This is a genomic window from Halobacillus sp. B29 (assembly GCF_052246755.1).
GTDB lineage: Bacteria > Bacillota > Bacilli > Bacillales > Halobacillaceae > Halobacillus > Halobacillus halophilus.
This window is the reverse complement of sequence record NZ_JBQQCM010000023.1, coordinates 1-11,983: the sequence shown is the minus strand read 5'-3', so window position 1 is coordinate 11,983 and position 11,983 is coordinate 1. Positions and strand designations below refer to the sequence as shown.

The 11,983-nt window shown below is 42.0% G+C and carries 12 protein-coding genes; 9 read left to right on the top strand and 3 right to left on the bottom strand.

Annotation, left to right across the window (positions count from 1 at the left end; translation table 11 throughout):
• The first annotated feature begins 20 nt into the window (after positions 1-20).
• From ACTWP7_RS19685 to ACTWP7_RS19675, 3 genes are all read left to right on the top strand, one after another.
• Entirely contained in the window at positions 21-965 is a 945-nt protein-coding gene (locus ACTWP7_RS19685) for an MBL fold metallo-hydrolase (protein WP_443124646.1), read from the top strand.
• Between the two features lie 138 nt (positions 966-1,103).
• Positions 1,104-1,484 carry a carbonic anhydrase gene (locus ACTWP7_RS19680; protein ID WP_014641485.1) on the top strand — a complete coding sequence of 127 codons (381 nt, stop codon included), beginning with the start codon at positions 1,104-1,106 and terminating at the stop codon, positions 1,482-1,484.
• 358 nt (positions 1,485-1,842) lie between these two features.
• Complete coding sequence (locus ACTWP7_RS19675; RefSeq protein WP_443124645.1) at positions 1,843-2,967, top strand: NAD(P)/FAD-dependent oxidoreductase; 1,125 nt, start codon at positions 1,843-1,845, stop codon at positions 2,965-2,967.
• Positions 2,968-3,209: 242 nt separating this feature from the next.
• On the opposite strand, the gene ACTWP7_RS19670 is transcribed toward ACTWP7_RS19675, so the two are convergent.
• Both ACTWP7_RS19670 and ACTWP7_RS19665 read right to left on the bottom strand, forming a co-directional pair.
• The gene (locus tag ACTWP7_RS19670; protein WP_014641487.1) at positions 3,210-3,632 is read right to left on the bottom strand and encodes a VOC family protein; all 423 of its coding nucleotides are present in this window, start codon (positions 3,630-3,632) and stop codon (positions 3,210-3,212) included.
• 389 nt (positions 3,633-4,021) lie between these two features.
• On the bottom strand, positions 4,022-4,681 hold the full coding sequence (locus tag ACTWP7_RS19665) for a type 1 glutamine amidotransferase domain-containing protein (RefSeq protein ID WP_014641488.1): 660 nt from the start codon (positions 4,679-4,681) through the stop codon (positions 4,022-4,024).
• Between the two features lie 192 nt (positions 4,682-4,873).
• Here ACTWP7_RS19665 and ACTWP7_RS19660 point away from each other — a divergent pair, with 192 nt between their 5' ends.
• The 3 genes from ACTWP7_RS19660 to ACTWP7_RS19650 all read left to right on the top strand — a co-directional run bounded on the left by ACTWP7_RS19660 (position 4,874) and on the right by ACTWP7_RS19650 (position 9,278).
• Positions 4,874-5,212 carry an ArsR/SmtB family transcription factor gene (locus ACTWP7_RS19660; protein WP_443124644.1) on the top strand — a complete coding sequence of 113 codons (339 nt, stop codon included), beginning with the start codon at positions 4,874-4,876 and terminating at the stop codon, positions 5,210-5,212.
• Positions 5,213-5,226: 14 nt separating this feature from the next.
• Positions 5,227-7,353, top strand: coding sequence for a heavy metal translocating P-type ATPase (locus tag ACTWP7_RS19655; RefSeq protein WP_443124643.1), 2,127 nt, complete (start codon positions 5,227-5,229; stop codon positions 7,351-7,353).
• A 431-nt stretch (positions 7,354-7,784) separates the two neighbouring features.
• Positions 7,785-9,278, top strand: a complete 1,494-nt coding sequence (locus ACTWP7_RS19650; RefSeq protein ID WP_443124642.1) for a UDP-N-acetylmuramoyl-L-alanyl-D-glutamate--2,6-diaminopimelate ligase — start codon at positions 7,785-7,787, stop codon at positions 9,276-9,278.
• Between the two features lie 41 nt (positions 9,279-9,319).
• Here the strand turns inward: ACTWP7_RS19650 and ACTWP7_RS19645 are convergent, their stop codons facing one another.
• Entirely contained in the window at positions 9,320-9,859 is a 540-nt protein-coding gene (locus ACTWP7_RS19645; RefSeq protein ID WP_443124641.1) for an HD domain-containing protein, read from the bottom strand.
• A gap of 146 nt (positions 9,860-10,005) precedes the next feature.
• On the opposite strand from ACTWP7_RS19645, the gene ribF reads away from it, so the two are divergent.
• Genes ribF through ACTWP7_RS19630 form a run of 3 tightly spaced genes read left to right on the top strand, consistent with a single transcriptional unit; the run spans position 10,006 to position 11,721 of the window.
• On the top strand, positions 10,006-10,944 hold the full coding sequence (gene ribF, locus ACTWP7_RS19640; RefSeq protein WP_443124640.1) for a riboflavin biosynthesis protein RibF: 939 nt from the start codon (positions 10,006-10,008) through the stop codon (positions 10,942-10,944).
• A gap of 25 nt (positions 10,945-10,969) precedes the next feature.
• On the top strand, positions 10,970-11,218 hold the full coding sequence (locus tag ACTWP7_RS19635; RefSeq protein WP_443124639.1) for a DUF1450 domain-containing protein: 249 nt from the start codon (positions 10,970-10,972) through the stop codon (positions 11,216-11,218).
• Positions 11,219-11,232: 14 nt separating this feature from the next.
• The gene (locus ACTWP7_RS19630; RefSeq protein ID WP_443124638.1) at positions 11,233-11,721 is read left to right on the top strand and encodes a DUF1189 family protein; all 489 of its coding nucleotides are present in this window, start codon (positions 11,233-11,235) and stop codon (positions 11,719-11,721) included.
• Positions 11,722-11,983 lie beyond the last annotated feature (262 nt).

The following is an 11,983-nucleotide window of genomic DNA, read 5'->3' as shown; positions in this document are numbered from 1 at the left end:
GGAAAGGTGAGGTGGAGGCATTGGACAAGAAAGCACCGATAGAACTAGGAAACGATATCTATTTAATTGATGGGTTTGACTTAGGGTTTGAAGGCCGTACAGGTACATATGTCTTAAAGGCAGAGAAGCTTACTTTAGTAGAAACGGGCCCCAGCCCTTCTGTACCAAGAATTCTTGAAGGCTTGAAGGATTTATCCCTCGCCGCTGAACAGGTGGAGTATATTATTTTAACTCACATCCATCTGGATCATGCAGGTGGGGCAGGCTTGCTCCTTCAGGAATGCCCAAATGCTAAAGTTATTGTGCACGAAAGGGGAAAGCGGCACTTAGTTAATCCTTCCAAGCTGATTGCGGGCGCCCGGGCTGTATATGGAGATAAATTTGATCAGCTGTTCGACCCCATTCTTCCTGTTCCTGAAGAAAAAATACTTACGAAATCGGATGGAGAGACACTGGATATTGATGAGAACCGCCGCTTAACTTTTTATGATACTCCTGGACACGCGAAGCACCACTTAGGAATCTTTGATTCAGCAAGCCAGGGGATTTTTACCGGAGATACTGCAGGCATCCGCTATCATCAAACTGAGCATACTGGCTTAACTTTTTTTCTGCCTACTACATCACCGAATCAATTCGACCCGGAAGCGATGAAGCAATCGATTGAGCGATTTCGCGCAATGAACCCGAAGCGGCTGTTCTTTGGTCACTTTGGTAAAACTGAAAATCCTGAAGAAGCTTTTGATGAAGTCATTGAATGGATTCCGATTTTTGTGGAGGAAGCGCGTACAGCATGGATCGAGAACGAAGGGATCGCAGGTATTGAAGAGCGGCTCCATAGACGCATTGTGGAATATTTAAATGGAAAAAACATTACGGAAGACCATCCAGTTTTCGAATTACTGCGCTTAGACTTTGAAGTCTGCGCTATGGGACTGGCCGATTACCTTCGTAAGCAGTTATAATGACTATTATAAAACGTTTGATTAGGATAGCTGGCCTTAATGTAGCCAGCCTGTTCTATACTTTTAAAAAAGGATCATCAATTTACTGCTAGATTTGATAAACTATTAGATAGAACATAAATATCAGGAGGTAATGTTATGAGCAAAAGAGAATTTGTGACAGCCATTAATTGCATGGATGGAAGAGTCCAGCTGCCGGTCATCCATTGGATGCAGGAGAAGTACGATGCTGAATACGTAGATATGATTACAGAAGCAGGACCGACTCGTTATTTACTTGAGGGTTCGCCGGACAATTTAGAAGCCATGCAAGCTAAAGTGGGAATTTCCTGTGAAAAACACGGATCTGACATTATTGCAGTGGTCGGTCACCATGACTGTGCAGGTAACCCTGTTCCCAGGGAAGAAAAAGTAAATCAGATTAAGCAATCGGTAGAGCTTGTCCAGTCATGGGGCTATCAGGCAGAGGTTATTGGTCTCTACGTAAATGATCAGTGGGAAGTAGAGTTTATTTTATAGAGACTTAAGTACTTAGTTGTGAAATAAACAGGGGCTTAGAGTGGATAAAGCAGAGAGTCAGATGGAGCAGGCCAGCTGGTTTGAGACAATAGAAAATGAATGTGATCTATTTTTTAGAACTGCAAAGGCTCTCTCCAATGATAACTGCCAAATGTTGCCGCTATCTTTGTGAAGATTGCGAGCATAGTTGAAAGTCAAAATAAATGCTGCCTATTCGCAAGTTACAGATAACGGATCACGTCATAGAGCTGCCCGACTTGAAGAAAGAGAGTTGATCTGTCTGGTACCGTTTGAGAGACCCCCTCATCTGTTGTAAAATAACTGATTAGTGAATCTAAGAGGAAACAGGGTGTTAGATGTGACTAGATATATTGTAGTAGGTGCAGGGATTCTTGGTGCTTCAACGGCATATCACTTAGCGAAAACGGGGGCTGAGGTGACTATCATAGACCGAGAGGATCAGGGGCAGGCCACAGAAGCGGCTGCGGGTATTGTTTGCCCGTGGCTTTCCCAGCGTCGAAATAAAAAGTGGTATCAGCTTGTTAGAGGAGGCGCTAATTATTATCCGGACTTAGTGCAATCGCTGCTGGACGATGGAGAAGCAGAAACAGGATACAAGAGAGTCGGAGCTATCAGTTTGCATACCGATAAAGATAAGCTGGATAAGATGGTAGAAAGAGTATTAAAACGTAGAGATGATGCGCCTGAGATCGGAGAAGTAACCCAGCTTTCCCCTGCGGAAACGTACAAGCTTTTTCCGGTACTTTCAGAGAAGTATGGGGCGGTGCATGTAAGTGGGGGAGCCCGAGTGGATGGGCGCTTAATGAGAGATGCTCTGCTTAATGCAGCCAAGAAGCATGGGGCTGTTCTTGTTAAAGGAGAAGCTTCTCTTGTATATAAAAAGGAAGATACCAGAGGCGTCCAGGTAGATAGTCAGTTCTATGCTGCCGATCAAGTGATCGTGACAGCAGGAGCATGGGCGAAAGAGTTGTTTACTCCTTTAGGTATTGATTTTAAGGTTACCTTCCAAAAGGCGCAAATTGTCCATTTGAAACTACCGGAGAAAGACACAAGTGAGTGGCCTGTAGTTATGCCTCCCACCAATAAGTATTTGTTAGCTTTCGGCGGAGGTAGAATTATCGCTGGATCCACACATGAAGATGACACGGAATTTGACTATCGGACGACTGCGGGAGCCATTCATGAAATCTTCGACCAAACACTCAGCTACGCACCTGGCTTATATTACAGCTCCCTTCTTGAGACACGTGTAGGCTTCCGGCCGTTCACGCCTGGGTTTCTTCCGGTGTTTGGTTATGTACCAGAGCATCCCGGACTGCTGGCAGCTAACGGTCTCGGGGCCTCTGGATTAACTTCCGGTCCATTTCTCGGCGCTGAACTTGCCAAACTTGCTCTAGGTCAGGAAACTGAGCTTGATCCTGCTGACTATGATCTATCAGAAGCAATAGAGATTATGAACTAGAATGAATGACGATCCTCAGAATACGCCGTTCACTCTCACTAGAGAGGACGTATATTACAACTTGACGATAAAAAGACCAAATCACGATGTGATTTGGTCTTTTTATCATGTTAAGACAAGGCGACAGGGTGACAACGTGGATTCCCTGTTAAACTTCCTGTTTTCACCCTTATGATAATAAATGGAAATTTCAATGAATATAGAAAATGTTAGACTGGTCCATGTTTAATAAGGTGCTGATCCTAAGATTTTAATTCTGGATAATCACAATACTCAATGATAGTTCCTTCTGTATCGGCTGGGTTTAAATAAATTAAACGCCTTCCATGCTTATTTGTTCGAAGTGACCATTCTAGTGTGCGGATACCTTTCGTTTCAAGTTCTTTCAAAGCTTGATCAAGATCTCCTACATGATAGGCCACATGATGAACGCCTTTTCCTTTCTGCTTAATAAACCTGGCAATAGGAGAAGTTGTATTATTAGTAGGCATGAGAAGTTCAGTCCTGTCACCATCGATATCAATGATGGCAATTTCGCTTTCCACGCCTTCTGCTTCGCTTCGGTAGCGGTCGATTAACGTTCCGCCCAATTCATTCGTATGAAATTCGATACTGTCTTCTATATTGCGAACGGCAATGCCGATGTGATCTAATTTTTTCTTCATCCAAGACCTCCTTCTGGGTACGAATTATTCTACCATATGGCCCTTTTTCTGCTGCAAGATCCCAGCATTCTTATTCCACTAACTGAATTGTACAAGATAGAACCTTTCTGCGACATAGAATAGTAGCAGGAGATGAGACTCTATGCTGGATTAGCAGCAGCTGCTTTATTCGAACGTGGTCCTCCGGCCGTTACCGTACTTGTCGTTGTACTGGTTTTAGCTGTACTCTTGTTCATTATCTATATTCTGTTTGTTTGCAGACTTTTCGACTGAAACTGCGGCCGACCTCACCATAAATAATACCTGTAACTTTTGGAGAGCCCTTTCCGAGGGGGTTCCCTACATAAAGAAGGCTGACATCCTGCTCGGATATCAGCCTTCCTCTACTATTAACCCAGTTGTTTAACAAGTTCTTTCGCGACAGCCTCAGTAGACTGAGGGTTTTGACCGGTAATCAAGTAACCGTCTACTTCATAATGAGTACTCCAGTTAGGTCCTGAAGAAACTGTGGCTCCTAGTTCATTCAATTTACTTTCCAATAGGAAAGGCATGTACTGATCAAGAGTTGTTTCAGCTTCTTCGGAGTCCGTGAAGGCACTGACGCGTTTGCCTTTAACCAGTGGTTCTCCATTAGATAAAGTAGCTCCTGTAAGTCCGGCAGGACCGTGACAGACGGCCGCTACATATTTATCAGCTTCGTAGAAGTTACGAAGCAGTTTTTGAAGAGTTTCATTATCAGGAAAATCGAACATAGTTCCATGTCCGCCTGGTAAGAAAACAGCGTCAAATTGTTCAGCTGAGAAATCAGCGATTGGTGCTGTGCTTTCCAGGTGAGGTTTTGTATCTAAAATTTCCTGAGGCTCATCTTCGCTCACACTGTTTGGATCTACAGGGACGACTCCACCGTTAGGGCTTGCTACAGTTACTTCATAACCGTGCTGTTTAAATTCATTGTAAGCCTCTCCGAATTCGGAAAGCCATACGCCTGTAGGTGTTTCATCAGTGATTTTATCATGATTAGTAAGCACCATTAATACTTTCTTAGCCATACAAAAATCCTCCTTTAATATAAGAAACGTTTGTAAAAGTTTTTATTTAACGCAGCATCATGCGCTAAAAGAATAATTCCCAATAAAAATGTGGAATAAACATGGGCAGAACATGGTTGACAAGAAACACATTCCTGCATACGATAGATGTATATATGAATATATGTGCATATAAGGATGGTGTAGAGTCATATGGATAATGAACCGAAGAAAGAAGATCAAAAGAAAAAGGAAGAAGTAGAAGGGCTGGATGAGGAGACGCTGTTCGTCGTTTCCCAAACGTTTAAAGCTTTATCTGACCCGACACGCATACGAATCTTACATCTTCTATGCGAACAGGAGATGTCCGTCAACCAAATTGCAGATAATTTAGAGTTGAGACAGTCAACCGTTTCACATCAGCTGAGATTTTTGAAGAACTTGCGTTTAGTTAAATACAGAAGAGCAGGAACAACACTATTTTACTCTCATGATGATGAGCATGTCATCAATGTCCTACAGCAAACGATCAATCACGCTCTACATCACTAAAGGAGAGGGAAAGAATGAAGGAATACAAACTCCAGGGGCTGTCCTGTGCAAATTGTGCAGCCGAAATGGAAAGCGAAATTAAAAAGTTAGATCACGGGGACGCTGCACAGCTGAAATTTAATTCAAGTAAACTTGTGGTCCATGAACAAGTAAACTTAAATAAAGTGCGTCAAATATTAAAATCAGATGGAGCCTCGCTTGTAGAAATGAACGAGCATGGAGAGAACGGTCACAATCACTCTCACGGTTCCAATATGAAGATGCTGGTTTTTCTTTCAAGCGTAATTTTTGGACTCACGTTTTTATTGCAAAGTCATGTTTCAGGTTATGTGTTAATTATGATGTACGTAGCTGCCATGGCTCTCAGTGGTTATCAGACATTTATTAAAGGTGCCAAAAATTTAGTTAAGTTGAAGTTCAATATTGATACGTTAATGACAATTGCATTGGTAGGAGCCGTAGCTATTGGAGAATGGCGTGAAGCCACAATTGTAGCGATCCTATTCGGTTTAAATGAATACTTGGAAGGTCTCGGTATGGAAAAAGCAAGGAATTCAATGGAGCAGCTGCTAAAAGTAGCTCCTAAACAGGCCACTCTGATACTTGAGAATGGATCCGAAAGAGTTGTACCGATCGAATCACTGCAAGAGAATGATGTAGTACTCGTAAAAGCTGGTGAAAAGATCCCGTCCGATGGGATCGTGATAGAAGGGTTCAGTTCCGTGAATGAATCGGCTATTACCGGCGAATCACTGCCGGTCGAAAAGGCGTCGGGGGAAAACCTGTATGGAGGCAGCATTAATAACGAAGGCCTTCTAAAAGTGAAAATAACCAGAGCTTATGAGGATTCCTCCTTAGCGAAAATATTACATTTAGTCGAAGAAGCACAGGAAATGAAAACACCAACCGAATTGTTTATTAATCGTTTTGCTAAGTACTATACCCCGGCGATCATGCTGATTTCCCTTCTGGTTATGGTCCTTCCGCCTTTGTTATTCAGTATGGAATGGGGGGCAGCACTTTATCAGGGGCTTGCGGTGTTAATTGTTGGCTGCCCGTGCGCGCTCATTTTATCTTCCCCGATTGCTATCGTGTCCGGAATTACAAAAAACGCCCGCAATGGGATATTGGTTAAAGGCGGCGTATTTTTAGAGCAGCTGGGTAAAATAGAAAGCATTGCTTTTGATAAAACAGGCACATTGACTAAAGGAGAACCTACCGTTCAGACAGCGAGAATATATGATGCTGAACGCTTTTATTCAATAGCTGGTTCTATTGAAAGGAATTCATCCCATCCTATTGCCAAAGCAGTAATGGCTGAAGTTAACACGAAGATCTCAGCATTAAAAGAGCCTTCAAAAGTAGAAGCGTTACCAGGGAAGGGAATTTACGCTGAAATTGATGACACCTCTTATTATATGGGCAGCGAACAGACGATTCCTCACTTGAATTTATCCAACGAACAGCAAAAGGATATTGAGTCATTAAAAGAGGCAGGATACACGCTGGTCATTGTTTCAAGTGAAGAGGAGATTCTTGGGATATTAGGGATCGCGGACGAGATAAGAGATGAAAGTAAGTCCCTGATTAACGACCTGCATTTGGCAGGAATTAAGCATACGATTATGCTTACTGGAGATCATGAAAAAACAGCGGAAAAAGTAGCTGGTGAAATTGGGTTAACCGATGTATATGCTGGTTTACTTCCTGAGCAGAAAGTAGAACAAGTAAAAAGACTAAGTAAAGGTACCAGGCTTGCTATGGTAGGTGACGGAATTAACGATGCACCCGCTTTGGCTACAGCGGATCTCGGCATTGCTATGGGGAAAGGAACCGATAGTGCGATTGAGACAGCTGATATTGTCCTTATGCAGGACCACCTGGGTAAACTGCCAAGTTCTATAAGAATTGCCAAGCAAGTGAATCGAGTTGTTAAGCTTAACATTACTCTTGCTTTAGGATTGAAGCTTGTCGCGTTACTCCTGACGATTCCAGGATGGCTCACACTATGGGTAGCTATCTTATCAGATATGGGGGCTACGATTCTTGTTACCCTTATCAGCTTAACAGTCTTAATGAATAAGACAAATAAAACATCATTTGTTAAAGAAGAGGAAAAGGAAGTGCAGCCGCAATCATAAAGAGAAGTACCATTAAGTTGTTTGATGGACTGGATAGCTGTGCTATGCACTTCTTTTTCCAACTGAGTTAAATCAAGTGAATTTTATCAGTCATAGGACGACGGCTCTCATTTCCCCCTTACTGAAAACCTCCGCAGCAAAAAGCAAATAAGGAAAATAAACCCCCCTCAGGTCATCCATAATATGGATGACCTGAGGTGGGTTTATTTGGGAATTACCTGGGCGTTGTGACTGGTTTTCATTTATTAGAAGTCAAAAGCGTTTGGCTGCGTTAAAATAAGGGAAAAGGTTTAATTAATCTAGTATGGGTGCGGGGGTATTGAAGCCCGGAAGATGATGGGTTTATTTCCGTTAATCAAATAGAGAAAACATACATATTTTAACGCGAATCTGACGACGCTAACTATTATATTATGAGTGAGGAAACAACTATGATAATACATTTTGATCAATTCAAACATTTGAATATAAAGCGCATGTACGGTCCTGATTACCAGGAAGTGGTACATCTGGCCTTTCACTCTAAACGAGTAGAGAGGAATTTTGCTTTCTTCAGTATCAAAGGAGAGAGTTTTAATGGAGATCAGTACGTAGCAGAAGCGGTTCAAAATGGCGCATCACTTATTATTGGCGTGAACGAATCGTTATTTTTTGAGCTTAGTCAAACTTACCCTCATTGTACATTTATTGTGGTGGAAGACGTTAGAGAAGCCATGGCTTCTTTTTCAAAATTTTTCTTCGGCCAGTCAGATGAACGTCTAACGACGATTGGGGTAACAGGTACAAATGGCAAGACTACAGTAACGGCCTATGTGCGTTCACTATTAACACTTCTAGGCATGAAAACGGGATCGATTGGAACAACAGGAATTTGGTCGTCGCAAAGAAGATTCGTTTATAAAAAGAGTACTCCTACTACTCCTGAATCTTTAGATTTGCATCATATTTTTCGTGATTTAGTTGAGGAAGGCGACCATGCGGCAGTTATGGAAGTATCATCCATTGCTCTTGATCAACAGCGTGTAGAAGGAATCACGTTTGATGTAGCCATTCACACTAATTTTTCCGAAGAACATCTTGAGTATCATAAAACCATTGATCACTATAGAGAGTGCAAGATGAGGCTTTTCCATCAATCCGTTCATAAAGTGGTTAATATAGATGATGATGGAATGGGAGAAGATCTCTTAAAACTCCAGGATGAAAACATGATTACCTACAGTATTCAATCAAATAGTGAGGCTGACCTTAAAGCAGAAAATATTGAAGTGACAGAAGAAGGCTCAATTTTTGATTTATCTTTCAATGGAACTACAAATAAGGTTTATGTACCTGTGTATGGAACCTATAATGTCGCAAATGTACTGTCGGCTATTGGGACATCCCTGCTGCTTGGGTTTACGCTGGGTGAAGTATTAAACGTTCTTCCAAAGCTTGAGGGACCAGAAGGAAGGTTCCAGGTGATTCAGACTCCGCACAACCAAAAAGTTATTTTGGATTATGCTCATACCCCGGTCGCTCTGGAAAGGTTGTTGGAAGAAGTAAAGAAACTGGACTATCGCCAGTTGATTGTTATGATAGCCGGCATTGGAATTCGTGACTTTAATAAGATGCCCAAAATGGCTGCCGCGATTGAAGGAAAAGCCGATCAAGTGGTTGTAACTGTTGATCATCCAGGTTACCACCATCCCAAGGTTATCATCGACCAGGTAATGACTGGTTTTAAAGAACCTGAAGCTCCTTATATTCATACAGCGCAGACCCGTGCTGAAGGAGTGAAAAGATCTCTGGAACTCGGTAAGGAAAACGACATTATTCTTCTTACCAGCGGCTGTATAAATAATGCCCAGATTGTAAGAGGAGAAGAAATTCCTCATTCTGATGAAGAGATCATTGACAGCTATTATCGTCCTGTTATGTTATAAATCAAGGGAAGGCTGGAGACACTCCGAGCCTTCCCTTTGGGTTAATCAAACGTTTGTTTAACTAGTTGCCGGTAGTTATAAAAAAAAGCCGGGACATCTTCCTCTTTTAATCCGTCAGCCATCATGTCTGATATAGATTGATAATACCACTTCTGGTGTTGATAATCAGCGTTAAAGTTACTCCAAATTTTATCCCCATATACCTCGAGATCCTGAATCAATGATTGAAGATTATCCAATTTGTCGGCGACTATTAATGCTTTAATCTCCATCGAACCTTCTTTAACAGATTGGATCGTGTGGCTTTTACGTTCGTTCCAGGATTTGCTCTTATCTTCTGTGTGAGCAGCTACTAATGCTTTAACATCTTCTCCAAATTCTTTTTCAATGTCTTGTAGTGTGTAAGGCGTGTCTTCTGCTACGTCATGAAGATATCCTGCGCATACTACTTCTGGTCTGAACCCTGCCTTTAGCAATGATTCTGCCACTCGTTCAGGGTGAACGATGTAATCCGTATTTGAATTTTTTCGCTTTTGCCCTTTGTGGGCTTCTGCAGCAAAATGTCTCGCTTTCTCAATCATCAGATCGCCTCCTATGTAAGAGCTTCTTGCTAATTATTAAACACCACGTGCAGAACAGTTGCAAATGAAAGCGAGTGTTGCTTAAATAGGACATGGTATTATATAATTAATAGGTTTAATCATTATACTAAAGGGGAGCAATGGAGATGGAGACATTTGAAGTAACGGCACAGCCGCCGCAAAACTCAGAGCCTGTCGTATTAATTATTGGTAAAATGGACGGAATACACCTGGGGCATCAATACCTTCTGAATGAAGCGAAAAAACTGGCTTCCTCTGAGGATCAAATTGCCGTTTATGGATTTTCCGATCATCCTAAATGGGTGCTAAAAGGAGACCCTGAATATGCTTCATCTCTATCTTCTTATCAAGATAAAATAAGATTGCTTCAAGGGTACGGAGTGGATCGTTACTACCATGTTCATTTTACAAAAGAATACGCGAAAACTCCTCCGGAAGAATTCGTCTTTGAGCATTTAAGTCAATTAAATATTTCACACATTCTTGTTGGGGAAGGATTTCGCTTCGGTAAGGGAAGAGGCTCTGATGCAGAGGGGCTCGCAGAAATATGTCAGGAAATAAATGTACCGGTGAAAATCGTGCCTCACCTAAAATTAAACGGGGAAAAGATCAGCAGTACAAGAATACGATCTCTCGTTCACGAAGGAAAAATGGAAGCCGTGCAATCCATGCTTGGACGTCCTTTAGAAATTACAGGAGTAGTGGAAAAAGGGGAGCAGCTGGGCCGTGAACTAGGGTTTCCTACCCTGAATTTGGGAGATATTAAGGAATATGTAGAAGTAAAACCGGCTGTCTATCTAGGAGTGGTTAAACTTCACCGGGAAGCTCCCGAACATTATTATACGTTAATTAGTGCCGGTTACCGTCCAACGGTAAATGGTGACTCTTATAAAGTTGAAGCGTATATGCTGGATTTTTCAGGAGATGTGTACGATCAGACTGTATCTGTAAAGTTCCTGCGTCATCTCCGTGATGAGGTGGATTTTAAAGGAATGGATGCACTGGTAGAAGAGATGAAAGAGGACGAACGTTATGCACGGGAAATTTTAGGATTATCATCTTAGTCATTACAGAAAGGAGTATTTAACCATGGGGGTAGTAGTAGTCGAAGTTTGTGACGGAAACTTAATAACTGAGCTTGATATTGAAGACATTATTGAGTCCGAATACCCTGAAGTGGCGGTACTCATGAACGAATGCCTTTCCTTCTGCGGCATGTGCGCGGTCAGACCTTATGCTATTGTAAATGGCACGCGTGTTTTCGCTAAAACGTCAGAAGAAGCTCTGGATAAAATCCGTACAAAGATTGAAGAAGAACTTGCTGTGTATGCAGAGTAAGGCAGGAGAATAACATGGAGTTTTTTGATTCATTATGGAATAGTGTACGTTTACCTAAGAAGGAAGCGATGTTCCGTCTAAATCGGAAGGGAATTACAAGTACGATTATGTATTTGTTCATTTTAATGACGGTCCTGTTCCTTCCGGATATGATCGGAACGATTATACGTCTTGACTCAAACTTGACCGAAGTGTCCCGCGGCCTCTATCTGGTACAGGTATTTGTCTTCTATCCAATGCTGATTATATTTTTAATTCTTGTGGGGGTATCGGCTCTTGCAGGTGCGGCTCTGCTCATGACGAACCAGCTGGATCGTAAACTGACTTATCAGCAGTTGTGGAAGATGACAGCATATGCTGCAACCATGCCGTTGGTTTTGAGTATCCTTTTAAAAAACACACCGGTTCCCAATGGACTCAGCGCTCTTATATTTTTTTCCTTGTTTATTTATATCATGTTTCGCATGATCATTATATACCCTAAGAAGAAAGCCAAACGTTAACCGTAACGTTTGGTTATTTTATTATTTGGCTCTATTAAACGATATTGTTCATTCTTCATTACAGCCTTACCTTATTCCACAATAGGGCCGGATTGTGGAAGACTCAGTTTCGAGATATCTTTATGAGAAGAAAGCTCCTGCGGGGGATGATTCGCTTTCCGCGGGCATGTGCTGAGCCTCCTGATATGAACGAAACTGTCAACCCCTCACACTTTTGACCATCTTTAAGAAGAGAAGCATTAACGCTTCTTTTTTAAGGTCT